This window comes from Psychrobacter sp. TB55-MNA-CIBAN-0194 (assembly GCF_040309505.1).
In the GTDB taxonomy this organism is placed as follows: Bacteria; Pseudomonadota; Gammaproteobacteria; order Pseudomonadales; family Moraxellaceae; genus Psychrobacter; species Psychrobacter fozii.
Map to the genome: position 1 here is coordinate 1 of NZ_JBEOOW010000012.1, position 26,649 is coordinate 26,649.

Annotated in this window: 22 protein-coding genes; 7 read left to right on the forward strand and 15 right to left on the reverse strand. The window is 42.7% G+C overall.

What is annotated here, in order from left to right; translation table 11 throughout:
* Positions 1-280: 280 nt before the first annotated feature.
* The 4 genes from fusA to AAEY75_RS13080 form a co-directional block, all read right to left on the reverse strand.
* Positions 281-2,407, reverse strand: coding sequence for an elongation factor G (fusA, locus tag AAEY75_RS13065; protein WP_194198271.1), 2,127 nt, complete (start codon positions 2,405-2,407; stop codon positions 281-283).
* 381 nt (positions 2,408-2,788) lie between these two features.
* The gene (gene rpsG, locus AAEY75_RS13070) at positions 2,789-3,262 is read right to left on the reverse strand and encodes a 30S ribosomal protein S7 (RefSeq protein ID WP_110924207.1); all 474 of its coding nucleotides are present in this window, start codon (positions 3,260-3,262) and stop codon (positions 2,789-2,791) included.
* 206 nt (positions 3,263-3,468) lie between these two features.
* Positions 3,469-3,843, reverse strand: coding sequence for a 30S ribosomal protein S12 (gene rpsL, locus AAEY75_RS13075; protein ID WP_011281154.1), 375 nt, complete (start codon positions 3,841-3,843; stop codon positions 3,469-3,471).
* A gap of 450 nt (positions 3,844-4,293) precedes the next feature.
* A complete protein-coding gene (locus AAEY75_RS13080) occupies positions 4,294-5,415 on the reverse strand; it encodes an EcsC family protein (RefSeq protein ID WP_352259785.1) in 1,122 nt (373 codons plus the stop codon).
* Between the two features lie 653 nt (positions 5,416-6,068).
* Between AAEY75_RS13080 and AAEY75_RS13085 the strand changes: the two genes are divergently transcribed.
* Both AAEY75_RS13085 and AAEY75_RS13090 read left to right on the forward strand, forming a co-directional pair.
* Complete coding sequence (locus AAEY75_RS13085) at positions 6,069-7,304, forward strand: beta-ketoacyl-ACP synthase II (protein ID WP_352259786.1); 1,236 nt, start codon at positions 6,069-6,071, stop codon at positions 7,302-7,304.
* A gap of 3 nt (positions 7,305-7,307) precedes the next feature.
* The gene (locus tag AAEY75_RS13090) at positions 7,308-9,026 is read left to right on the forward strand and encodes an anthranilate synthase component I family protein (RefSeq protein WP_352259787.1); all 1,719 of its coding nucleotides are present in this window, start codon (positions 7,308-7,310) and stop codon (positions 9,024-9,026) included.
* A 144-nt stretch (positions 9,027-9,170) separates the two neighbouring features.
* Here the strand turns inward: AAEY75_RS13090 and AAEY75_RS13095 are convergent, their stop codons facing one another.
* The 9 genes from AAEY75_RS13095 to AAEY75_RS13135 all read right to left on the reverse strand — a co-directional run bounded on the left by AAEY75_RS13095 (position 9,171) and on the right by AAEY75_RS13135 (position 18,136).
* Complete coding sequence (locus AAEY75_RS13095) at positions 9,171-9,776, reverse strand: prolyl hydroxylase family protein (protein WP_352259788.1); 606 nt, start codon at positions 9,774-9,776, stop codon at positions 9,171-9,173.
* On the reverse strand, positions 9,777-10,898 hold the full coding sequence (gene hisC, locus AAEY75_RS13100) for a histidinol-phosphate transaminase (protein ID WP_352259789.1): 1,122 nt from the start codon (positions 10,896-10,898) through the stop codon (positions 9,777-9,779). It abuts the gene before it with no gap.
* A gap of 86 nt (positions 10,899-10,984) precedes the next feature.
* Positions 10,985-12,280, reverse strand: coding sequence for a histidinol dehydrogenase (hisD, locus tag AAEY75_RS13105; protein ID WP_352259790.1), 1,296 nt, complete (start codon positions 12,278-12,280; stop codon positions 10,985-10,987).
* Positions 12,281-12,496: 216 nt separating this feature from the next.
* Positions 12,497-13,192: an ATP phosphoribosyltransferase gene (gene hisG / locus AAEY75_RS13110; protein WP_194198264.1), complete on the reverse strand. Its 696-nt coding sequence runs from the start codon at positions 13,190-13,192 to the stop codon at positions 12,497-12,499.
* 131 nt (positions 13,193-13,323) lie between these two features.
* Positions 13,324-14,592 (reverse strand): UDP-N-acetylglucosamine 1-carboxyvinyltransferase, encoded by a 1,269-nt coding sequence (gene murA, locus AAEY75_RS13115; protein WP_201549937.1) that lies wholly within the window; start codon positions 14,590-14,592, stop codon positions 13,324-13,326.
* 103 nt (positions 14,593-14,695) lie between these two features.
* On the reverse strand, positions 14,696-14,947 hold the full coding sequence (locus tag AAEY75_RS13120) for a BolA family protein (RefSeq protein ID WP_110924198.1): 252 nt from the start codon (positions 14,945-14,947) through the stop codon (positions 14,696-14,698).
* A gap of 168 nt (positions 14,948-15,115) precedes the next feature.
* Positions 15,116-16,126, reverse strand: coding sequence for an alpha/beta hydrolase (locus tag AAEY75_RS13125; RefSeq protein ID WP_352259791.1), 1,011 nt, complete (start codon positions 16,124-16,126; stop codon positions 15,116-15,118).
* Positions 16,127-16,409: 283 nt separating this feature from the next.
* Positions 16,410-17,255: a BON domain-containing protein gene (locus tag AAEY75_RS13130; protein WP_352259792.1), complete on the reverse strand. Its 846-nt coding sequence runs from the start codon at positions 17,253-17,255 to the stop codon at positions 16,410-16,412.
* A 395-nt stretch (positions 17,256-17,650) separates the two neighbouring features.
* On the reverse strand, positions 17,651-18,136 hold the full coding sequence (locus AAEY75_RS13135) for a YraN family protein (protein WP_352259793.1): 486 nt from the start codon (positions 18,134-18,136) through the stop codon (positions 17,651-17,653).
* 135 nt (positions 18,137-18,271) lie between these two features.
* Here AAEY75_RS13135 and rsmI point away from each other — a divergent pair, with 135 nt between their 5' ends.
* Both rsmI and AAEY75_RS13145 read left to right on the forward strand, forming a co-directional pair.
* A complete protein-coding gene (gene rsmI / locus AAEY75_RS13140; RefSeq protein ID WP_352259794.1) occupies positions 18,272-19,231 on the forward strand; it encodes a 16S rRNA (cytidine(1402)-2'-O)-methyltransferase in 960 nt (319 codons plus the stop codon).
* Positions 19,232-19,282: 51 nt separating this feature from the next.
* Positions 19,283-20,311, forward strand: coding sequence for an adenosine kinase (locus AAEY75_RS13145; protein ID WP_352259795.1), 1,029 nt, complete (start codon positions 19,283-19,285; stop codon positions 20,309-20,311).
* A gap of 109 nt (positions 20,312-20,420) precedes the next feature.
* Here the strand turns inward: AAEY75_RS13145 and AAEY75_RS13150 are convergent, their stop codons facing one another.
* Positions 20,421-21,743, reverse strand: a complete 1,323-nt coding sequence (locus tag AAEY75_RS13150) for an O-acetylhomoserine aminocarboxypropyltransferase/cysteine synthase family protein (protein WP_197102478.1) — start codon at positions 21,741-21,743, stop codon at positions 20,421-20,423.
* Positions 21,744-21,948: 205 nt separating this feature from the next.
* On the reverse strand, positions 21,949-22,632 hold the full coding sequence (gene nfuA, locus AAEY75_RS13155) for a Fe-S biogenesis protein NfuA (protein WP_110924191.1): 684 nt from the start codon (positions 22,630-22,632) through the stop codon (positions 21,949-21,951).
* Between the two features lie 568 nt (positions 22,633-23,200).
* Between nfuA and AAEY75_RS13160 the strand changes: the two genes are divergently transcribed.
* The 3 genes from AAEY75_RS13160 to AAEY75_RS13170 all read left to right on the forward strand — a co-directional run bounded on the left by AAEY75_RS13160 (position 23,201) and on the right by AAEY75_RS13170 (position 26,451).
* Positions 23,201-24,160: an alpha/beta fold hydrolase gene (locus AAEY75_RS13160; protein ID WP_352259796.1), complete on the forward strand. Its 960-nt coding sequence runs from the start codon at positions 23,201-23,203 to the stop codon at positions 24,158-24,160.
* A gap of 202 nt (positions 24,161-24,362) precedes the next feature.
* Complete coding sequence (locus AAEY75_RS13165) at positions 24,363-25,031, forward strand: dual specificity protein phosphatase family protein (protein ID WP_352259797.1); 669 nt, start codon at positions 24,363-24,365, stop codon at positions 25,029-25,031.
* 352 nt (positions 25,032-25,383) lie between these two features.
* Positions 25,384-26,451, forward strand: a complete 1,068-nt coding sequence (locus AAEY75_RS13170) for a bifunctional nicotinamide-nucleotide adenylyltransferase/Nudix hydroxylase (RefSeq protein WP_197102480.1) — start codon at positions 25,384-25,386, stop codon at positions 26,449-26,451.
* Positions 26,452-26,649: the final 198 nt, after the last annotated feature.

Genomic DNA, 26,649 nt, shown 5'->3' on the forward strand with positions numbered 1-26,649 from the left:
CCGATGGTACCAACGTTGACATGCGGTTTTAGACGTTCAAACTTGGCCTTTGCCATGGGTATTTCCTCTTTTTTTGGGATCAAATGCTTGGCTCGTATAAATACGACAACTAAGGCAATCTTGACCTCATTAAGATAATTGTTAAAAAATCACACATACTAATGTGCAGATATTATAAGAAAATAACAGCCAATAACAAGTCTTTTAACAAGTTATTGGCGTATTTTTCGATGACGATATAATGATATTAGCTATATTGCCGTCTTTAATAAATTTTTACTTACTCGTCATCATCTTTATTGTTGAACTTAGAGATGATTTCAGCAGCAACTGATTTTGGAATCTCAGCGTACTTTTGGAATTCCATTGAATAAGTAGCACGGCCTTGTGACATTGAGCGCATTTGTGTGGCATAACCAAACATTTCCGCTAATGGTACTTCAGCACGAATCTGTTTAGTACCGCCAGGTAAGTCTTCCATACCCTGTACTAAACCACGACGACGGCTAAGATCGCCCATGATGTCGCCCATATAATCTTCAGGCGTTTCAACTTCTACTTTCATTACTGGCTCAAGTAGTGCTGGGTCAGCTGCCATGAAACCTTTTCTGAAGGCCATAGAACCAGCCATCTTGAATGACAATTCATCAGAATCGACATCATGATAAGAACCATCATACAAAGTCGCTTTTACGCCAACTACTGGGTAACCAGCAAGTACGCCGTTTTTCATGCGCTCTTGGATACCTTTATCAACGGCACCATGGAATTCTTTTGGTACAGTACCACCAACAACTTCTTCAGCGAATTCATACTCAGTATCGCCAGCTGGATCAAGTGGCTCAAGACGTAACCAAACATGACCGAACTTACCACGACCACCTGTTTGACGTACGAATTTGCCTTCTTGTTCAACAGTGTTACGAATCGTTTCACGATAAGCAACCTGTGGTGCACCGATGTTAGCTTCAACGTTGAATTCACGCTTCATACGGTCAACAAGAATTTCTAAATGCAGCTCACCCATACCACTGATGATTGTCTGACCAGATTCTTCGTCAGTGTGTACACGGAACGATGGATCTTCTTTAGCCAAACGACCTAAAGCGATTGACATTCTTTCTTGGTCAGCTTTAGTCTTAGGTTCAACCGCTAGGCTGATAACTGGATCTGGGAATTCCATGCGCTCAAGCGTGATAACATTTTGCTCATCACATAGCGTATCACCAGTTGTTACGTCTTTCATACCAACCAATGCAGCGATATCACCAGTACGGATTTCTTGTAACTCTTCTTGAGAGTTAGCCATCATCTGTACGATACGGCCAACGCGCTCACGCTTCATTTTAACTGGGTTATAAACGCTGCTACCTTGAGTCAAAACACCTGAATAAACACGAACGAAGGTTAAGTTACCAACGAATTTGTCATTCATGATTTTGAATGCTAGTGCTGAGAACGGTACATCATCAGATGCTTCACGGAAGCCTTCTGACTCATCTTTGTCATCAAGGATACCGCGGATAGCAGGTACATCCATTGGTGCTGGAAGATACTGAATAACCGCATCCAACATCTTCTGTACACCTTTGTTCTTAAAGGCAGTACCACAAAGCAATGGGATGATTTGGTTGTCAATAGTCAAATCACGGATAGCGCTGTTAATTTGATCTACAGTCAATTCACCGTTTTCTAGATACTCATTCATGAGCTCTTCGTTTGCTTCAGCAGCACTTTCTACTAGATACTCGCGATATTCTGCGGCTTTGTCTTGTAGTTCAGTTGGAATATCGCGCTCGTCGTATTCCATGCCTTGAGACGCTTCGTCCCAATAAATAGCTTTCATGGTTACTAGATCGATAACACCTTCAAAATCTTCTTCTTTACCAATTGGGATAACCAATGGTACTGGCTTGCCGCCTAAGCGAGTTTTGATCTGCTCGATAACACGATAGAAATCAGCACCAACGCGATCCATTTTGTTTACGAATGCAAGACGTGGAACTTTATATTTGTTAGCCTGACGCCAAACAGTCTCAGACTGTGGCTGAACGCCGCCTACTGCACAGTAAACCATGCAAGCGCCATCAAGTACACGCATAGAACGTTCAACTTCGATCGTGAAGTCAACGTGACCTGGGGTGTCAATGATATTGATACGATGTTCATCAAACTGTTTTGCCATACCTGACCAAAAGCAAGTAGTTGCTGCTGAGGTGATAGTAATACCACGCTCTTGTTCTTGCTCCATCCAGTCCATGGTGGCTGCGCCATCATGTACTTCGCCAATTTTGTGGCTAACACCGGTATAGAATAAAACACGTTCGGTAGTGGTTGTCTTACCAGCATCGATGTGCGCTGAGATACCAATATTGCGATAGCGTTTTAGGGGAGTTTTACGAGCCATAGTGTTTTCCTAGGAAAAGTCGTGTATATAATAATGTATTGTGTCACTACCTCATACTCTATGACAAAGCGGTCAGCTTCATGACAAAGCAATCAACTTCGTAATATTACTTACTGATTATTAAGCCTAATACGGACAAAAAAAGAGCAAATACTAAGAATAGTGTGGTATCAAATTTGGGATACTCTCTCGTTAAACCTAGTTAATAGTTAAATAGTGTCTTTTTAGAGAAGCATCTTGATAGATGTCCGCCAACTTAATTGTAAATAGCTTTTGACTATTGGCAACTAAATAAATGATGGCGGCAATCAATAGAATAAATAACAGTGTAAGACTGGTTAACTTTAGCCAACCAGTCTAAAGCTACTAGTAAACAGTAGCTTAGAAGCGGTAATGAGAGAATGCTTTGTTAGCATCTGCCATGCGGTGAACTTCGTCACGCTTTTTCATAGCAGCGCCTTTGCCATCAGCAGCATCATTCAATTCGCCTGCTAAACGCAGTGCCATTGATTTCTCAGAACGCTTAGCAGCAGCTTCAGCTATCCAACGCATAGCCAATGCAGTACGACGGGAGGGGCGTACTTCCATTGGTACTTGGTAGGTTGCACCACCAACACGGCGAGCTTTTACTTCTACCATTGGGCGTACATTTTCTAAAACGTCTTCGAAGAAAGATACTGGATCTTCGATTTTACGTTTTTCGCTTACTGTTTCAAGTGCACCGTAAACGATACGCTCAGCAGTAGATTTTTTACCATGACTCATTACATGGTTGATGAATTTTGCAACAGTTTGGCTACCAAACTTAGGATCCGGTAGGATCTCACGGGTAGCAACGACGCGACGTCTTGGCATAATAAATTTCCTTGTCTTCAGGAGTGTCTGACATTCACAATCTCGCACCAGTTATTAATCAGGTGGCGTTATATCGAGTTGTCAGTCAGCCTTACTGCACGGCGGTATGTTTTAACAGTGAATCACTAATTTAATAATACTGTCAACACCAGACCCATGCACAGTTAATGTTTGGTATAAAAAGCTTATCTAATAACGATTAGTTATTAAACTTTAGGCTTCTTAGCACCATATTTAGAACGACCTTGCTTACGGTCTTTAACGCCTGCGCAATCCAATGCACCACGAACAGTGTGATAACGTACACCTGGTAGATCTTTTACACGACCACCACGGATAAGAACAACACTGTGCTCTTGTAGGTTATGACCTTCGCCGCCGATGTAGCTTGATACTTCATAGCCTGAAGTCAAACGTACACGACATACTTTACGCATGGCTGAGTTAGGTTTTTTAGGAGTCGTAGTATATACACGAGTGCATACGCCGCGACGCTGTGGGCACGCTTCCAACGCAGGAACTTTTGACTTTTCCTTGATGGTTTTGCGACCTTTACGAATCAATTGGTTAGTTGTTGCCATGAGGCATCCTTCTCCCGTTTGGTATAAAACAAAAAAATGGGGTAATGCACCATCCATCTGACGTTAATGACAGATTTTCGGAGCACCCATTTTTAGGACAGTGTATTATAAAGAGTTGTTGCTGCTATTTCAACCACTTATGAGTGATTGTACTTTACAACATTTGATAGATATGCATTCAGCCTGTTGCTGTACCCACTTAGCTACCTTTAATTAAAAGCCAACTAGAAAATAAGTCACTAAACGTGGCATAAAAACAATATCACATGTGGTCTGAATAAGATGTTTAGTGATAAATAGACATCTATGGTAAGTAAATGGCGATATTATCTAAATTTTCAAGAGTCAAAAGATAATACCACCAATATTAATAGTTAGCGATTGGCCTATAATGACTTATAAGCGCAGCCTTATGTAGAAAACTAAAAAATAGAGATGTTTGAATTGTCTTTATTTACTCTGCTTATCAGCAGACTTATCTTTTGCGGCGCTTGACGAGCTACCAGATGATTCATCTTTCTCATCTGTGCCATCTTTATTTTCAGTATTGCTATCTTTCGTATGGTTATCAGTACTTTCTTGCTCATCGCTCCTAGCCGCTTTATCTACTTTTGCTTCGCTACTGCTATCATCCGTAATTGCACGATTTGCCAGCTTGGCTTCTGGTGCGAAAGTCGCTTGAGCCACGCCGATTACTTCATCAATTAACTGGCTGTTATAGTGCATACCAATGACGACCGCTGTGGCCGGTAAGAAACGGCGTACCCACGATAAGTTGATTTGATCCAAATCAATGCCAACCTGACTGGCAACATTATCAATCTGTTCTGCATAGAAATTAACGTTTTTGTTTTTTAGGCCTAGGTTTTTTAGCTCGTTATGTAAACCACTGTTTTGCGCATTATCAAGTAAACCTTTACCGATACCGATACCAGCAAGCAATGCTTGTTTTTCTTGCATCTTGCTTAGGTCTGCATTTGATAGCAATTCATAAGCCATCTTGATACCTTGGCTGCCTGTCAGTGGTTTGTTATAGACAGCAGCTAATTGATAAACGGTACGTAATGATACTAGTAACAACCACAACGTATCAGCTAACAATCCTGGCAGACCCGCCAATCCTGTCAAACCACCTATTGTCGCAAGTGCGCGGTTTTGATTGGCGATATCCGTGGCCAATGCATAACGCTCTTCATCATCTAAACTAGCGATATTGGCAAAACGATGCTCACTAGGTAAATCAATCTGACTCCAGTTAGACGCGAGCTTTGCTATTTGTGCAAAAGCACCATCAACGGTTGTCTGAAAAAAACTGTTTGGTACTACTTTTTTAGCATATTTGCCATAAGTAGCAAAACGTGGCCCTAGCAATTGCTGAGTTGCTTTAAGTGTTTGCTCACGAAACAAGTCTTGCTGATAATCTTCGTCGCCCAAATTGACCGATTTGTATTGACGCGGCTTGCTTGTCTTGGCGTTGACACCGTCAATGATTGCACCTACGCGCTCTAGATTATTACGGGTCAGAGAGCCAACTGTTTTAATGCTTTTAGAAAGAATGCTACGCTTTGCCATCGTGATGTCCTTAATGTGGTGATTGATTTTATAATAATAGATTTTTACTTATAATTGATATGCTATCTTATCGAATGACTATATTCAGTGTCAGTGCGAACAATGTTATCGCCATTACAAACTTTGTATCTAAAAGTATAACTTAATCGATAGTTGATGCTATGTTAAAGTTTATTTGTTCAGTTATATTCAAGCACAGCCTCATATGTCTCTGGTCGATGTATCGACGACTGCCCTATTCATACTACCTTTTATGTATTTAGTTTTTGGATAACCTTTAACCTTAAGCGCTATTTTGTCGTTATTTTGCACTTGTACAAAGATTTTGGACGCTTGATACGTTATCATATGCCATAATTCACAGTACAGTTGTACTCGGATTTATAAAATACCCTTTATACAGTACATCTAGACAGTATATGTAGACCATACATCATTTAATTATGACAGCAATTATAGCTGCAACAGAAGCATTTGATAGTCAAAAATACTCTTTCTTTAACATATTCTTTAACACACTATTTTGACACATTGTGGTTATAAGAGAGTGGTACGTTTGAGATCAAATAATAGAAGTAGATATTAAAAACGGTTATTAGCAATAATTTATTAACAGTAATTATCAAAAAATCGTTATTTATAAGGAATAGAATATGCGCCGCGTTGTTATCACTGGAGCAGGGATTGTCTCTTGTATCGGACATGATTTAGCCACTGTTACTGCTGCTCTTAAGCAAGGACAGTCTGGTATTACGTTCAATGACTCTTATGCTGAGCATGAGTTTAAGTCACAGGTAAGTGGTAGTATTGATAAATCAGTACTGGATACGTCTGCTATCGACCGTAAGCTTAAAAGGTTTTTTAGTGATGCCAGTCTCTATGCTTATGTTAGTGCGTTAGATGCCATCAAACAATCTGGATTGTCGCTTGATGTCATCAGCCAAAACCCACGTGTCGGTGTGGTTGCCAGCTCTGGCGGCGCTTCAACAGAAAATGTAGTCGCTGCTGTCGATGCCATGCGTGAGAAAGGTCTACGCGGTGTCGGCGCAATGGCAGTACCTAAGACTATGGGCAGCTCAGTATCAGCAGCGCTCGCAACAGGTCTAAAAATCCACGGTATCTCCTACTCTATCTCCTCTGCTTGTGCGACTTCAACACATTGTATCGGTCATGCTGCTGAGCTTATTCAACTAGGCAAAGCCGATGTCGTCCTAGCAGGTGGTAGTGAAGCTGAGCATTGGACTCAATCATGCATGTTTGATGCAATGGGTGCGATGAGTACTCAATATAATGACACGCCTAAACAATCCTCGCGCGCGTATGACAAAGACCGTGATGGTTTTGTGATTGCAGCGGGTGGCGCGATGGTAGTCGTAGAAAGTTTAGAGCATGCACAAGCGCGCGGTGCCAATATCCTAGCGGAAATCGTCGGTTATGGTGCTAGTTCTGATGGTGCTGAAATGGTTGCGCCAAGCGGTGAAGGTGCTGTACGCTGTATGCAGCAAGCATTAGCTGAGGCTGGATTAGACAGCGTCGACTACATCAATACTCATGGTACCAGTACGCCTTTAGGTGACATCACTGAGCTTAAAGCAATTGCTAAAGTGTTCGGTGGTGATGTCAGTAAAGTTCCTGCTATCAGCTCAACCAAATCTATGACTGGTCATAGCTTAGGTGCAGTTGGCGCACAAGAATTAATCTACTGCTTACTAATGCTACAAGAAGGCTTTATCGCACCAAGTATCAATATCGAAGAATTAGACCCTGCTGCTGAAGGCTTTGATATCGTCGCCCAAATGCGTGAAACGAAGCTTGAGACACTTATGAGTAACAGCTTTGGCTTTGGTGGTACGAACGCAACGCTAATCATCAAAAAGTTCGACGCGTAACCGATGCACGCAAAAAATCATAAGACTACTGAGCAGACAGATTCTGCCCTATCGCCAGCTACTAATCCTAGCTGGCGTTTTGGTGAGCTACCTGCCGCAGAATTAATGCCGCACCTACAGCGTTATCTGTTAGCACAAGATGCTAAAGCAAATTGGCAGCTTGTTTGGCTGAATAACAATGGACGGCCCGTAATCGGCTTACTTCCTAAGGTGAGCTGGTCTGTCTATTTTAATACTGCTGATAATCAATTACCTGATACGCCATTGGCTACTTATAAAGTTATTCGACAATGCCGTGATATTGAAACGACCAACAATGCTGATAATAGTAATGTCATTACGACGGCCTATATGAGCTATGCGGAATGGCAAAACAGCTTAACGACTTATAGTCAAGATTATGACATTGATGGTTATGACGAAACATCGACAACTGATATCCATGAAAATCCTAATTATCATCATGGCTTAATAGGGTTTATCGGTTATGACATTGCGGCTCATGAGCTAAGTCCAGCTGCCAATATTGAACTGGCAGCACAGCCTTGTGCGGTATTGGGTCATTACGATATTTATCTGTCACCTAAAGAAAACAGCAGAACTGGTTGGCAGTTAACCGTCAATACAACGGCTAACAGCTCAGATAAAACTATTGATGATGAGTTGAGCGATAAAGCTGTCATAGCGCTTATCTCATATCTAGACAGACTAGATAAAACGTTGTCTGACACATGCCTGAGTCAAAAACACCTTGAGTCATCAACACCTGCTCCTTTAATACTACAAGCACGATGGCACAAGCATGATTATCAACAAGCATTTGATCGCACCCAAGACTATCTGAAACAAGGTGACTGCTATCAAATCAATCTAACGCAAGAATGGCGCGGTCGTCTCTCTCATAAAACAAGCAATACCCAATCAATATCCAATCTGATTGATTATTTGCCTATGCTATATCGTAATACGCAGGCGCCCTTTGCAGGATATCTGTCAGTTAATAGCATGCATGACAGTACAATCACTCCTGATATACCCATGAATCCGTTTGAATTATTAAGCTGCTCACCTGAACTGTTTTTTACCTTCAAAAAAGATACTAACACTGGTAAACATCACATCATCACTAAACCTATTAAAGGTACGATGCCGCGTGGTGCAACGAGTGAACAAGATAACCGCTATAAAAACCAACTAAGCGATAGTGAAAAGGATCGTGCTGAAAATGTGATGATTGTCGATTTATTGCGTAACGATTTGGGCAAATATGCCAAAACTGGTAGCGTAAAAGTACCACAGCTATTTGCAATAGAAAGCTTTAGCAATGTACATCATATGGTCAGCACCATCACTGCTGAGCTCCAAGAAAATACCCATCCGTTGGCAGTATTGTTTGGCAGTTTGCCCGCAGGATCCATCACTGGCACACCAAAAAAACGTGCCGTTGAGATTATATCTGAACTAGAAACTGCACCACGTGGTGCCTATTGCGGCACTATGGGTTATATGAATTTTGATGGTAGTGGTCAATGGAATGTACTGATTCGTACGCTACAGGCTAGCGCTTCATCAAATAATGATTTGAATAGAGAAAAACATGTCAGTTTATGGGCTGGAGGTGGTATTACAGTTGCGTCTGATTGCGATGCTGAATACCAAGAATGTTTAGATAAAGTAGGCAATCTACTGTCAGTACTCGCCCAAAAGAATCTGAGCAAATAAGATTATAGTCAGAGAAGTACATAAAAATAGAGCCTGCTCAACACAATGTTGGCAGGCTTTTTTTAATCAGTATTTATATAACAGGGACGATTCGTTAATCAGCAGTAACGTCAACATCCATTTGTAATGCTTTCAAGGCATCTGTTAGAGACATATTGCTCGGTACATGACATCTGTTCGTAGTACATACTTAACACCTGATATCACTGGTGCACCTTCATGAAACTGTTGATGTGCAAACAATAATGCTTGACCCTTTTTCGGTGTAATAATATAAGTCGGCGTATCGTTATTATACCAACCACCTTGCCATTGATAAAATTTCGTCTCGCCACCTTCGAAGTCGTCATTCAAATAAAACAATAGCGTTAAGAAGCTCTTATGAAATTCATCTTGCTCATAAGCACCATCAAAGTGTGGTTTGAACGTTTGGCCTTCGCCATAACGATAATAACGAAAACGCTCATTCAGCCCCGACAACTCCCATAAACCCTCATCCCATGTTTTTGGCAAATAACACGCTACTTGGTCAAAGAGTTCTTTTGCTAAGTCAGCATCATCAAATATGATACGGTCATTATTTCGGACACTCGTATCTGTTCGAAACTGATCGTTGCCGACCGTAATTTGTGCTTGTTCATACTGCTGAACTTCACTTTTTTTAATGAGTTTTTCACATTCCAGCTCAGTGAAAACGTGATCAATAGTACAAATCAATGGTCGATTACGAATCATATTCAGATTTTTCATCTATATGCTCCTCGCTCGCAGCGTAGTTAATGCGTTTATCAAACGCTCATTTTGCTCTACTGTACCGACAGTAATACGCAAGTACTCATTGATGCGCGGCTTATCAAAATGACGAACGATAATGCCTTGCTCACGTAACGCACTGGCCACAGCACTCGCATTGCCCTCTTTTGGACGCACAAATACAAAGTTGGCATGTGACGGCAGCACTTTATAATCCAAGGCTACTAGATCCGCTGTGAGTGACTCACGCAGGTCAATAACCTGCTGACGCGTTTGCTCAAAATATTCAACATCTAAAACACTGGCAGTCGCACCCGCTTGCGCTAACTTGTCTAATGGATAGCTATTAAAGCTATTTTTCATACGGGTCAATGCTTCGATTAATGATGCGTTACCGAAGGCCATACCGACACGCAATCCAGCGAGCGAGCGAGACTTTGAAAAAGTCTGCGTCACAAGAATATTATCATGCTCATTGATTAGGCTTATCGCTGAGACGGTAGTATCTGAGCTACCCGCCTCTATCTGAGCAAAGTCAATATAAGCTTCATCAATCACAATCACTGAATTAGAGTGCTCACTAGCCAACTTACTGATATCTGCAAGCGATAGTAGCAATCCAGTTGGTGCATTAGGATTGGCAATAATGATACCGCTACAAGGCTGACGATACGCATCTGGGCTGAGACTGAAGTCAGCCTCTAAGGCGATTTGTACCAGTTCGATACCAAAGGTGTGCGCATATACCGGATAGAAACTATAGCTAATATCAGGTGCTAAAACAGGGCGCTCTTTTAAGAAAAAGCTAGCAAACACTAATGCCAATACTTCATCTGAGCCATTACCGACGAATACTTGATTGACATCGAGGTTGTGTAACCCTGCTAATGCACTACGCAACTCATCAGACTCAGGTGCTGGGTACAAGCGCAAATCATCCGCTTGACGTTCCAACACTTTAGCGATAGCTTCTCCTACTTTTGGAGACGGTGGAAATGGGTTTTCATTGGTGTTTAATTTGCATAAATTGTCGTGTTGCGGCTGCTCACCTGGTGTATAAGGTGACAAATTGCGTGCTTTAGATGACCAAAGTCTCGTGTCTATCTTTAATTCACTCATAAGTTATCCTACTATTAGCCACAAAAATTATTAAAAAAGATGTCAAAATCCATGACAAAATTAAATTTTACAGTATTCAAAAAATATTACTGATAACGATAACGAGCAGAGCGCGCATGGGCATCTAAGTCCTCACGCTGCGCTAAAATATCTGCCGTTTCGGCCAATGGTTTACTGCCCGCTTCACTACAATAGATAATAGATGATTTCTTTTGGAAGTCATAGACACCCAGCGGTGAAGAAAAGCGTGCCGTGCCTGAAGTTGGCAATACATGGTTAGGACCTGCACAGTAGTCACCAATCGCTTCAGGCGTATGACGACCCATAAAGATTGCACCAGCGTGACGAATATCATTGAGCAGTTCATCAGGATTGTCTACTGACAACTCTAAATGCTCAGGTGCCACCCGATTGATCACTGCAATGCCCTCTTGACGGTCTTTAACTAAGATAAGCGCGCCACGGTTTTGCAATGAATCACGAGCGATATCAGCTTTTGGTAATTCTGCCAATGCTTTTTCGATCTCAGCCGCAACTTCAGCTAACTGATCTTCACTGGTCGTCACAAAAATAGCTTGGGCAATACGGTCATGCTCAGCTTGTGACAATAAATCCATCGCTAACCAATCTGCACGGTCTTGCGCTTCACCTTCTGCATAAACCAATACTTCAGAGGGGCCTGCAATCATATCGATGCCGACTTGACCGAATACTGCACGCTTGGCAGCCGCCACATACTTATTGCCCGGCCCCGTAATTTTATCCACTGCTGGAATCGTCGCGGTGCCATAGGCCAATGCGGCCACAGCTTGTGCACCACCAATAGTAAAGACACGATCAACCTGTGCCAAATGCGCTGCTGCCAATACCAATGGGTTTAGTACACCTTTGGGTGCTGGCACTACCATAATGACTTCGGCGACGCCTGCTACTTTGGCAGGAATGGCGTTCATCAATACTGACGATGGATAAGAGGCCAGACCACCAGGGACATAGATACCCACACGATCAAGCGGTGTGACTTTTTGACCGAGACGATTGCCTAGCTCATCTTCATATTGCCATGTCTCTTGTACTTGGCGCTCATGAAATGTCTGTACGCGTGTGGCCGCTGTCGTCAATGCAGTCTTGACGGTCTCATCAAGGTTGGCAAATGCCTCAGCAAGTGATTCTTTGGATAGCTCTAGCTCTTGCATCGTCGTCGCTGGATGCTGATCAAATTGCTGAGTCAAGGCTAGCACCACACTATCGCCCTCATGGCGTACTTGCGCGATGATGTCATCAACGGTCTTCAACAAGTCGGCATCATTAACGGTTTCAAAAGCAAGCAGCTCTGTTAATTGACTGTCAAAATCGGCATCTTGAGTACTTAGTTGGCGCATGACCTAATCCTATGGCTGAAATTAATAATGTAATGGTAGCGTGTATTGAATATTAACAATAATTTGATGCCTTATACATCAGATTATACTGAGCTTTTATTCTCTGACAAGCAAAGATGAAAAAACCAGTTTAGCACGCTATATCTATCATAGAGCACTAAACTGGTTTAAAAATTTGCATAACCATGCTTTATATTACCAATGATTGCCAGTGACTTACGATGCACTAGCAATACTGTTTTTAAAGCTATCTAAAATCGGCTCAAGTAGCGCGAATTTACGCTTATAGCTGACTTGATTAACGATAAGACGAGAGGAGACATCACAAATGTGATCACGAGCTTCAAGCCCATTCGCACGTAAGGTATTGCCAGTATCGACCACATCCACAATCAAATCGCCTAGACCGACCAATGGGGCAAGTTCCATCGAGCCATATAGCTTAATAACATCGACTTGCTGACCTTGGCTAGCAAAGTAGGCACGTGCCACGTTGACGTATTTGGTCGCGATACGTAGGCGACGATTTGGCAATGGCGCATCTTTTACGCCAGCAGTCATCAGCTTACATTGAGCAATTTGCAAATCCAACAACTCATAAACATGATTGGCACCATGCTCAAGCAAAACATCTTTACCTGCCACACCAAAATCAGCTGCACCGTGTTCTACATAGGTCGGCACATCGCTGGCACGCAAAATCAATACACGTACATTGGGATTTGAGGTTGGGAAAATAAGTTTGCGCGAGGCCTCAGGGTCTTCTAATAGCTCAACGCCAGCTGCGCGTAGCAGTGGCATGGTTTCTTCTAGAATACGGCCTTTTGATAACGCCAATGTTAAGCCTGAAAACTCATCATTTACTTCGTTTAATACACCGCTGATTGGTAAGGCTTTGGTTGCTTCAGTCATAATGACATCGTATCCATGTACAGTTGACAGCCCCATTAAAAGGGGCTTTTAGTTGTATATTACTAAGCTTTTCGTGATAACACCAATTACATCCGTAGTGGACGAATTGGTGCTGGATAGGCCAGTTAATATTAATCGTTGGTATTAGTACGTTCGATATTCACACCTAGCGCGCGCAATTTGTTTTCAACGTCTTCGTAGCCACGGTCAATATGGTAAATACGATCGATCAGGCTTTCGCCTTCAGCAGTCGCCGCCGCCATGACCAATGACATAGAAGCACGCAAATCAGTCGCCATTACTGGTGCAGCAGTGAATTTCTCAACACCTTTTACTACAGCGGTATGACCATCGACCTGAATAGAGGCGCCTAAGCGATTAAGCTCAGGGACATGCATATAGCGATTTTCAAAGATATTTTCGATAAAAGTACTCGTGCCATCCGCAAGACAGCTAATTGCCATCAATTGCGCCTGCATATCAGTCGGAAAACCTGGATGTGGCTGGGTGCGAATATCAACAGCCTTTGGACGACCCATCATCTGCGCACGAATCCAATCATCACCAGTGGTAATCACGGCGCCCATGGCTTCAAACTTTTCTAACACTGGCGTTAATAATAGTGCAGATGTATTTTTGGTCAATACATCACCGCGAGTCATCAACGCGCCGGCAAGGTAAGAACCTGTCTCAATACGATCTGGTACAACTGAATACTCACAACCATGCAAGCGTTCAACACCTTCGATGGTCATGACTGATGTACCGATACCGCTTATTTTAGCGCCCATCGCGACCAGCATATTGGCCAAATCAACCACTTCTGGCTCTAATGCACAGTTACCTAAAACAGTCGTGCCTTTAGCAAGTGCTGCTGCCATGATTACGTTTTCAGTACCGCCTACGGTAATCATGTCAAATGAGAAGTTACAGCCTATTAGCCTGCCACCTTTTGGTGCCTGTGCTATGACATAACCATTCTCGACGCTAATCGTAGCACCCATCGCTTCAAAAGCTTTTAGATGCTGATCAACAGGGCGTGAACCAATGGCACAACCACCTGGCAATGACACTTCTGCTTCGCCAAAACGCGCCAGCAATGGCCCAAGCACTAATATCGACGCACGCATGGTTTTGACCAAATCATACGGTGCATAAAAATTATCGATATCTTTGGTATCGCACGTAACAGTATCGCCCTGTTTTTGGATTTTGATGCCCATGCCGCCGATCAATTCAATCAATGTGCGCACATCTTGTAGCGATGGCACATTGTGTAATGTCGTTGGAGTCTCGGCTAATATCATAGCCGCAAGTAACGGCAACGCGGCATTTTTGGCGCCTGAGATAGTAACTTCCCCTGCGATACGACTACTACCAGTGATTAAAAATTGATCCATAGAGGTGACAACCTAGCGATGAGTGTAAAAAATGGTGAAAATTAAACTTATAACCAACCACCTAAACGGTCAGTTTAAAATGTTCAATCATATATATAACAGTTTAGCCTTTTGACTGGATATCCCATTCGGCAGGCGTTAATGCTTGAATATTGAGCGCATGAATATCGCCACTCGCAATCTTATCATTGACCAATGCATAAATCGCTTGTTGACGTTGAACGGCACGCTTGCCCTCAAAACTGGCATCAACCACACGTACATCAAACTTATTACCTTGGTTGGCAGCTTGAATAAAAGCATCTGGGAAGTGTGTTTGTAAAAAGGCAATCAAATCGTCAGCGTTCATGCTCATAGAATATCCTGTTAATAGCGGTAAAAAAGGGTTTTATTTTGAATGCAGGTATTATAACAAGAGTTTGAACATCTTACAGCACTGTCTGTGCATAAGAAAATCTGAACTATATAGATAATACCTACATAGCAATGAAAGCAGCCATGACTTAGTAATCAGTACTTGAAACTACTTCAGCTCTTTATCTAGATATGTCAGCACTTGCGAGCGCACATCGTTTAACCAACGTAATGGTGGTGCCATCGCGCCGATACTGGTGGCATGGCTGGCACCTTCTATTTCACTGACTTCTACCCTAGCACCATAATCTTTTAGCGCTTTTGTCATATTGACCGTATTGGTGTCATAGACAATCTTATCATTTTCAGCGGTCAATAATAGATAAGGCGGCTGCTCGCCCTTTAACTGTCTATCAGGCATGACTTGGTCAGGAGTAGCATCGGTAGGAAAAGCAGTAGCACTATCAAACTTTCTAAAGTCATAGCTATAAGGGCCTGCAATACCAACAACTGCTTTGATATCACTTGGTTTAATGCCGTAAGGTGCTAAGAAATCTTCGTTAGAGACTGCGGCAACTGCATTAAACGCGCCAGCTGATTGTCCCATAACGGCCATGCGCTGAGGATCTGCATGCAAGCTTTTGGCATTGTTATAGCTCCATGCAATCGCTTTTGCCGTGTCTTCTACATAATCAGGATATGGATGTTCGGGTGCTTTTCGATAGTTAATAACCGCGGTCACGTAGCCTGCGCGTGCCAGACTCTTACCCACGAAAGCATATTCTTCTTTGGTACCGTTTTCCCATGATCCACCATAGACAAACACGACCATAGGATAAGTATCAGTGATCGCAGTTTGGGCTTTCATGGCTTTTGCCAAAGGCTTCGGGTAATAGATATCTAAATCTTGTGAAGGCTCATCACCGTAGAGGATGTCTTTACTAACGCCAACGCCACCACTCGATGTAATGCTATTGACGATAGCCAGCGGTGATACAGCTTGCGCACTATGTGACGCTAGCGCGATACCCCCTATTGCTAGTACTGCTGTGAATCCTGCTCCGGTGAGTTTTAGCGTGCGTGGCTTTTTATAAGACGCTTTGCTATTAGAGGCTTGTTCATTAGATGTATTGCTATGATTGTTTGCGCTCTGCTGTGCGCGTTTCTCTAAATCCTTCATTTACCAGTATTCCTATTATATTTATAAACAATGATGAGCATTACCACAGCCACTTTATAAAATATCATTCACTAAAATTACCATTATTTATTGAAAGTACCATTTATTATTTGGTTGGCTGTTCTATTGCTGACTGTCTATATATTACTGGCTCGCTAAGGATTTATCGTGTTTTTCCTGTTAGTACTGTTTAGTCTTCTTGTCATTAAAATCCAATCACTTAACAGCCATCACTTATCTATCGGGTTTATAAATAATGACTGCTTTATCAACTTTGGCTTTCCTACTGATCTTTATACAGATCAATATAAGGACTAGAGGATGGCTGTTCACCTGTTGTACCCTCTTCTGTCACTATAACTGGCGTTGCGGTAGTGGCTGTATTGTTTCCTGCAGAGTTGCTAGGACTAAAATTATTAGTAGCAGCGGCACCTTCAACGACTGGTGTTGAATCAGCATTGCCCAAGTTATTATCAGTCATAATGTCGTCGTCGTTTATCTTTACCCCTCGATCATCCACGACTGTCGTCAGTAGCACCAGCTCTGTCACACCGACCGTCGTGTTGGCAATATCAATGAGGTTACTCTGTTGAGTAGGTGTCATACGTCCCATAATATAGACCACGCCGTTATCGCTCACTGCCTTAACCTGTGAAGAACTAACACCGTTACTAGCGGCCACTTTTGCCAGCAATTTTGAAGTGATATAACCGTCTTGCACGGTAGAGCTATAACCTTTTGAGGCACTGACATTCAATTCGTTATAAACGCGGCGCACATCAGGCATAGAGCTGACGACTTTTTCTATCTCTGTTTTGATGGCTTCAGTTGGCACTTCACCGGTCAATAACACCTCACTGTTGAAGCTATCAATGCCCATACGGCTGGTTTGTTGCAGGTTTTCTTGTAGACCATAGACATTGATTTTGGCAGTGTGTTCGATACTACGATCAAGCAGACGCTGCGGAATAGTGCGCTCTGTCATTGGCACACCATACGTGCCTTCTGTGCTATTGGTCAGATAGTTGGTCGTACAGCCAGTAACAGCGATACTCGACAGCAATATCATGCCAATCGCTGTGCGGCTTGATGAGCCGAAAATAGCAGTGCGCAGATGCATCCGTGTCATGATTTACCTCTTAGGACATGATTGTGACGATTATATAAATTTAATGGATTGAACAATTTCGATCTAGCGGCTTTTAGGACGTGTCATCAATTAGATTGTGAGGCTTAAAATGAGAAAAATTGTAGATAAACAAGGAAGAAATTGCCGTGAATATGTACATATTGGCAAAATTCCTAACGATGTTTAGCAAAATTTAGCCATTTTAAGACCACTAAATGTATTAATGCGCTAATTGATGACACGCTCTAACATAGCTGCTTATAATAACTTGTAATACAGCTACTTATAACATAGCTACTTTACTGAATTTTTGCTGAAGGCGGTTAGGTTTTTGGTAACGATAGCTGGATACCAAATTCTATGTGCTGTTTAGCCCGTACTGGTCACCTATATTGTCACCATGCTTGTGCTATAAAGGCACCCTGAAACCATTCTGGTTGAGTATCTATATGTTGGTTTTTTTTGCTCACACTGCTAGCCGTATTATAAGCAATCACATCAAACCGACATTCATAATCGCTATATTCAGGATTCTGTTGCAAAAAATAGCGCGCGGCCTTGATAACTTTGCGTTGCTTACTCGCTGTAATACTAATGGCAGCATCGCCAAATCCTGACTGCTTGCGCTGACGAACTTCGATGAATACCAACGTTGACCATGCCCGCCCTGTTTCCATCATGACTAAATCCAGCTCACCTACTTTCGGCTGCTGCCAATTTTGTGCAACTAACCTTAATCCTTGCGCCTGTAAAAACTCACATGCGTGCTGCTCAAACAGACTACCTTGGCGCTGTTTTGGTGAAGTAAGGGTTAAAGGTTTATGGTTCGCCATGATGTCGATTGGTCTGGTTAACATTTCAGAATTATCATAGCACATCATGCTAAACTAGCCACTTTCGCGTGCGGATGCTGGTATGGTTTTTTATGCTTTGCTTAAGTTCTATTTTTAACCAGTTTTGTCAGTCAGCTCGCCACATTATATTTTAATTCCCGCTTTTAATACTCCGAGGTTTTCATGTCTAGCCCTACCGCGATGCCAGCTTGTCTATATATCGTTGCCACGCCGATTGGCAATATGAGCGATATGACGCCGCATGCAATTGATGTCCTAAAGCAAGTCGCCATCATTGCCTGTGAAGACACCCGTACCTCAGGTAAGCTACTGTCACATTTTGGTATTGATACCAAAGGCAGCAAAACTGACGATGCAAAAGCATCAACGCCTCATCATAATGAAAACAGTGCTGCAGACGATACGGAAACCACTTCAAAACAAAAAGGCCACAATAAGCTGTGGGCGTATCATGAGCATAATAGCGCGATTCAAACACCGAAAATTATTGAAATGATTGAGCAAGGTCATTCGGTTGCTTTGATTAGTGATGCTGGCACGCCACTAGTCAGTGACCCTGGCTATCAATTGGTACAAGCAGCACATGCTGCTGGCGTCGCCGTGTCACCTATCGTTGGTGCCTCTGCTGCTATTGGCGCGCTTTCAGTTGCAGGATTGCCGTCAGATCGCTTTAGCTTTATTGGATTTTTGCCAGCCAAAACTCATGGTCGTCAAAAACAACTGAGCGCATTAATCGCTCGTACCGAAACCCTGATATTTTACGAAGCACCGCACCGTATTATCGCCAGCTTAGAAGATATGGCAACGATATTTGGTGCAGATCGCGAAGTCGCGTTTTGCCGTGAATTAACCAAAACCTTTGAGACGGTACGTAAGAGTACACTTGGCGATTTGGTTGAGTTTGTCAAAGCAGATGACAATCAACAGCGCGGTGAAATAGTTGTAGTAGTCGCTGGTGTGAATGTGGCTCAGGATTCAGACGACATCAGTATCCATGACAAATTATTGCAAAGATTGCTAGAAGACTTATCGGTCAAAAAAGCTGCGGCATTGGGCGCTGATATCACAGGCGTCAAAAAGAATGCGCTATATCAACGCCTACTTGAACTACAGGCTGAATAGCTTTTAAATATAAAAATGTGCGTTTATCACTTAATTGAGGAGAAGTAAGTAATGTACGATGTAATGGCGATAGGGAATGCGTTGGTTGATCACGAATATGTGCTGTCTGATGCAGCATTAGATGAGACAGAACTGACCAAAGGTCATATGACGCTAGCTGGTATCGAGGAGCAACAACAATTACTCGCATATTTCAAACTTGCTAACATTGACCCGTCAAAACAAGCGGGTGGTGGCTCAGCTGCCAATGCGATGTATGCCTTTGCCAGTCTAGGTGGTAAGCCTTTTTATGCGTGCCGCGTCGGTGACGATGATCAAGGAGCCTTTTACCTCAGAGACTTGCACGAAGCAGGCGTGGCTACCTCAGACAAGTCTATCCACACAGGCGGTGTGACCGGTTCATGTGTGGTTGCCGTCACCGAAGATGGTGAGCGTACCATGCAGACTTATCTTGGCACCTCAAGTGAGATTGTCGCTGATAATGTTGATTTTGATGCATTGACGCAAGCAGACTGGCTATATCTAGAAGGTTATCTAGCGATGTCTGAGAGCATCCAACCAGCGATGACTCAGTTACGCCAACAAGCCGGTATTCATAATGCAAAAATTGCGGTGAGCTTTGCTGATCCTGCGGTGGTGCAGTTTGCGAAAGATGGCTTGCTTAATATGCTTGGTAATAAAGTTGCCGTTATATTTTGCAACAGTGAAGAAGCTAAATTGTTTACGGACAAAAAACAAGTTAAAGCCGCCGCACGTGCCTTACTTGAATATTGCCAAACTGCAGTAGTAACCGATGGTGCCAATGGTGCCAATGGTGCTATTATCGCCCATAAATCTGATGACGATTCAGACATTGAGGTTTATGAAGTTGCTACACCAGTAGTTGCCAATGTCATTGATACCAATGGTGCAGGTGATAACTATGCTGGTGCTTTCTTATATGCATTATCGCAGCAATATAGTCTGCCAGAGTGTGGTCGACTTGCCAGCGAAGTATCGGCACAAATTATCCAACAGTTTGGGCCGCGCCTTGCCTCGCAAGACTATAAAGATATCGCTCAGCGTATCTTATCAGCGTGATATAAATAGACCTTTTTGATGTTAATAAAAAAAGCCCATATCGATTTGATATGGGCTTTTTTTGTCACTCAATAAGCAAGTTATTCAGTTCAATGAGAGTCTTCTAGTATTAAGCTGAAGCTAGTGCCTGCTCTAAGTCTGCTTTGATATCTTCAATGTGTTCGATACCAATCGACAGTCGTACCATATCAGTACTCACACCAGCATTAGCAAGTTCTTGCTCATTCAACTGGCGATGGGTGGTCGTCGCTGGATGACAAGCTAGTGATTTGGCATCACCGATATTGACCAAGCGAGTAATCAGTTGCAGCGCATCGATAAAGCGTGCACCAGCCTCCAAACCACCTTTAACCCCAAAGGTCAAAATAGCAGATGGTGTGCCTTTCATGTACTTCTTAGCAAGCTCATGCTCAGGATGATCCGGTAAACCCGCATATTTCACCCAAGCAACTTTATCATGGTCACGTAGATATTCCGCAACGGCTTGAGCATTCTGTACATGGCGCTCCATACGTAAACCCAGTGTCTGCAAGCCTTGTAAAATACTAAAAGCATTCAATGGGCTAAGTGCCGCGCCAGTATTACGCAGCGGTGCCACACGAGCACGAGCGATAAATGCCGCTGCGCCCACGTCTTTGACAAAGTTCACGCCGTGATAACTATGATCTGGTGTGTTTAATAATGGAAAACGCTCAGGATAATCACCCCATGCGAACTTACCGCTATCGACAATCGCACCACCAATCGACGTCCCCGTACCGCTCATATACTTGGTCAATGAATGAATGACAATATCTGCACCAAACTCAAACGGACGACATAGCGCAGGCGTTGCAACCGTACTATCAATTACAACTGGCACGCCATATTCGTGAGCAATATCACTTAATGCCTGAATATCTACGATATTACCCAATGGGTTACCGATACTTTCTGCAAAGACCATCTTCGTCTTATCATCGATTAAATCACGAATCGCTTCAGGGTTTTTGTGGTCAAAAAAGCGTACTTCGATGCCTTGACGTGGTAAAGCATGAGCAAATAAATTGTAAGTACCACCATACAAGGTCGACACAGCAACGATATTATCACCCGCTTCACAGATGGTCTGAATCGCATACGTGATGGCAGCCATACCAGATGCCACAGCAAGCGCACCGATACCACCTTCAAGCGCTGCGACGCGCTCTTCTAGAACGGCATTGGTTGGGTTCATAATGCGGGTATAAATATTACCTGCGACCTTTAAATCAAATAGGTCTGCGCCATGCTGAGTATTATCAAAGGCATACGAGCTGGTATGATAGATAGGTACTGCGACCGCTTTGGTCGTTGGCTCAACACTATAGCCCGCATGGATCGCTAAGGTCTCAAGACGCTGAGGGGTCTCTGATTTTTGGGCTGCTTGCTTGTCTGCTTGTCCATCACTCATTATATATTCCTTTATTTCGATAAAAGTTATTAATCAATAAATGACTAATCAACAAATTATTAATCAACAATCTACCACTGAAAATTCAGCTAAAAAACACTCTACCAAATCATAGCAATAAAAAAAGCCAAGTTCATCAAAACTTGGCTTTTTAATTAAAATAACTTTTCGCTATTACTTAAGTCTGCAACTTCCAGCTAGACTTTTATTTGTAATAAGCGTTTTCAGTACGGGTATGATCCGTCTCATCAATGACTTGGGTCAACTCTGGTATTTGCTGCTTGAGCTGTACTTCAACGCCTTGACGCAAGGTCATGTCGACTGCTGAGCACCCTTGGCAACCACCACCGAATTTCAATACCGCTGTAAGGCCAACACCTTCTTCATCAATCAGCTCAAGCAACTGCACGTCACCACCATGGGCGGCCAGACCGGGATTAATCTCCGACTGTAATACGTAGTTGATGCGCTCTTCTACACTGGCATCAGCACCCACTTTAGGTACTTTAGAGTTTGGCGCGCGGAAAGTCAGCTGACCACCGAAACGGTCTTTATTGTAATCGATAACGGCATCTTCTAGATAAGGAACTGAAGCCGCTTCGATAAATGCAGAGAAGCTGTCATACGTAAAACGCAAATCAGCGCTATCTTCTTCGCCCGGTTGGTTATAGGCCATACAGCACTCTGCACGTGGCGTACCTGGATGCTCGACGAAAATACGTACGCCGATACCGTCTGTATCTTGCTTAGATAACAAATCCGCTAAGTACCCTTGGGCTGACTCAGTAATAGTAATATTACTTTTTGCTTCAGTCTGATCAGTATCTAGCGCTGATTCATAGTCTGCTGATGGCGCTACTGGGCTATCAACTTGGTCATGCTCACTCATAATGTTTCCTATGCGTTATGACACAAACGCTATATCTATTATGGCTACTGTGTCGTGAATTTGAATGTTTAAAATTTTTACGGCTTGTATAAAACATGCAGGCTAGCAATATTTGAGATTTATTATTGTATGACGCTACCCGCCATGAGTATAAAGTTTAATTCGTCTATAGCACTCATTATACCTGAATCAAGCATTAATTCCGACCACGCTACTGTGAATTGAACGGTGGGCGCTGTAAATGGTTGTCATTGATTTTTTTAATGATGCTACCTACTGGCAAAGTAACTCAATATTTAAACAATGAAAAACAAACATGCCTAATAGTTGTGTTGGCTGCCAAGTTACTCTCTATATTAAGCTATTCTCTATATAAAGACAGCTATACCATTTATCAAGCATACTCAGCATTTTCGCTATGCGATACCGTTCACATCTCGTTTGAGCAAGTCATTTATATTTGACGTAGTATTGATAGTTTGAATAACTTTGTGCACTGGCTTTATGAGCATGGTAGCTTTGATGGCCATGTATAAATATTACGTATTTTTCGGATAGGATAATTTTTATGATGACACGGACGTTGCACCTAATAACTACCAAAGATGATGAGAAGATTGCCGTTTGGAAAGTAGTTGATACTATAGAAGACGGTATGATAACCAACACATTAGAAAACAGCTTACCTATTATAAAATCTCAAAATATATTTTTGACGCACGGTACCTTTTCGGACAAACAAACTTGCTTAAAAATTGCTGAGTATCTGGCTGCCCTTGGGCATCACTGCTACATCATGGAGTGGCGCGGTCATGGTGACAGCTCAATGCCAAAAGAAAAATTCAATTTCGAGACGGTTGCTACTTATGACTATGAAGCAACTTTCCGCTATTTTTTTGAGGAATTAAAAATTGAGAATTTGCATTGTATTACTCATAGTGGCGGTGGTATTGGTTTGATTATGTTTTTAATTCAAAACCCACGCTATATCGACAAAATAAACAGCATCAGCATGTTTGCTTGCCAAGCCTATGGTGCAGCATCAAAGCCAATTAGCCATGCGAAAATTATTGCAGCCAAGATAATCACACGACTGCTGGGCTTTATCCCTGCCAGAAAATTGAAGATGGGCGCTTGTGACGAAAGCTACCATACGATGAGTCAATGGTACGACTGGAACCTACGAAGGAACTTTAAAAGCAGCTTTATCAAGCAAAGTACATTTAATCAAGCTAGCACTGATACAAATGGCGTCGCTGACGAGCTTTTAGACTATCGACAACAGATGCCGAATATTACGATACCTGTATACGCCATCAGTGCCAGAGGGGACAGCTTTATCTCCCCTACCCATGGCTGTCAGATGCTCTTTGATGATTTTAAAAATCCTGCCAATGTCTTTCGCGAGTACGCGCTCAGTCACGGTGATTTAGACGACTATACTCACAGCCGTATCATGATTAGTCGTAACGCTGCAAAAGAGATTTGGCCAACGGTGACCGATTGGATTGAGCGTCATACTCGATAGTTACTTAGTTACTTAGTTACTTAGTTACTTAGTTACTTAGCCACTTAGCCACTTAGCCACTTAGCCACTTAGCCACTTACTATAATGAGCGCTTTATTATGTACAACAACTGCAAGGCTTGAAACTATTATGGCTGATAATGGCTATCCAATAGTCTGTAGCGGTAGAATGATAACCAATCAAAACTAAGGGTATGAGAATTATGCTTATTAACCAGCTTTTGAGCACTAGGTCGAACAAAGGTACCATAGACCATAACCATCGCTGGCAACAGCGTTACAAGTCAATATTAGTCGCAGGCTCTATGAGTCTAGCCAGTCTGATGATCGGCTGCCAGTCAACTGCTACTACTCAACTTACGGCTCCCCCATCCTTACCGCAAAATGCAGTCTTGATTAATAAGGCGACCAATTTATATCAAGTTGATAAGCTACTGTTTCGAAGTGAGCAGTTACGTGCAGCTGATATCCCTCTACTTAAAGCCAATCGTATTGACGCTATCCTTAATTTACGATTTTTTGATCGAAATGATGATGAAAAACTACTAACTGATATTGTTAATGAGACGTCCTTAGACTTATATAATCAACCTCTTAAATCGTGGTATGTTACTCCAAAAGAAATAGCTAAAGCCTTAAATACGATAAAAGATTTACAGGCACAAAATAAGAGCGTACTGGTACACTGCTATCATGGTGCTGACCGTACGGGACTGATTATCGCTATGTATAGAATCATTGAGCAAGAGTGGTCTATTGAACACGCTAAGCAAGAGATGGTCGCTGGTGGATTTGGCTATCACGCCGTTTGGGTAAATCTTGAAAACATGTTAAACCCTAAAACCGTGGCTGCTGTCCGTATAGAGATGTAGCCAAAAATTTTGTGATATGGCACTCAAGCTGGTAACTTTAAGAATCCTACCAATGTCTTTTGTGAATACGCGCTCAGCCATGGTGATTTAGACGACTATACTCACAGCCGCATTATGATTAGCTGTAACGCTGCCAAAGAGATCTGGCCAACGGTGACCGGTTGGATTGAACAGCATTCTACTTAAAATTATGGGTGTATTTATCTGGACTCGTCACATCATGATTCACATCATCATTGACCGTTATACTATCCCAAACATCTTTCCACTTGTCAGCGAGTCATCAGCTGTGTCAGTATTGGCATTATTAATTTTTTACCAATGAAATATAAGTCGTAGGAAATTGGCCTCTATGAGTGAATTATCAGAGCAAAGTTCAGACACACAAACCCCTGATCAGAAAAGCAGTAAACACTATCGTTATTTGGTTTTCATTGGGCGTTTTCAGCCTTTCCATCGTGGACATAAAGCCGTCATCGACGAAGCATTAAAGCGCTCGGATGATGTGATTATGCTCATTGGCTCAGCCAACCTGCCACGCAGCTTACGCAATCCATTCAGCGTCGCTGAGCGTGCTGCCATGATTAAAGACGCCTACTCAGCAGAGGAAGCGGCACGTATTCACTGCGTTGGTCTAGATGATGCACTCTACAACGACACCCGCTGGCTACAATATGTGCAGGCAGGCGTCAAATCTGTCACTGGTGACTTGCAGAGCGATATTGGGTTGATTGGTCACTCAAAAGACAGCTCATCATATTACTTATCGCTATTCCCCAACTGGGACTCAGTCTCGGTGCCCAATTATCACAACTTATCAGCCACGCCGATTCGCGATAGCTACCTGATGGGGGCCACGCCGACACCTGAGCGCACACCTGAATCAACTCGTAAAGTACTGAATGACTTCAAAAAAACTGACGATTATCATCAACTGCATGAAGAAGCCGATTTCATCGATAAGTATAAAAGACAGTGGGAATCAGCCCCCTATCCACCTACATTTATGACGGCTGATGCTTTGATTGTACAGTCTGGACATATCCTGTTGGTAGAGCGCCGCAGCATGCCAGGGCGTGGACTGTGGGCACTCCCGGGTGGGTTCTTAAATCCGAAAGAGACCTTATTTGATGCTTGTATTCGTGAGCTGCGTGAAGAAACGCGTCTCAAAGTTCCTGAGCCAGTATTGCGTGGCTCTTGTCACAGTCAGCATACCTTTGATGATCCCTATCGCTCGGCACGTGGTCGTACGATTACCCAAGCATTTTATTTTCAGCTTAAAAATGATCCAAAAGGTCTACCAAAAGTAAAAGGTGGCGATGACGCAGCCAAAGCCTTTTGGTTACCGCTGGCAGAGCTTGATGCCACCATGATGTTCGAAGACCACTATGCGATTATTACCAAGATGGTTGGATTGTAAATTTACATAACGTTGACCGACTAGTACATGATTTACAACCTTATAATCAACTATAGTCTATATAATTTATTTTCTTAGTTTTTTATTTTTAAACCTAATTTATCATTTTTGCACACGTTTTTGTACAACAGCTTTCACCGCCCGAGTCGATAGACGGCAAGGGTTTACCGCTGCAACTGCTCTTTCATTAAAGCAGCT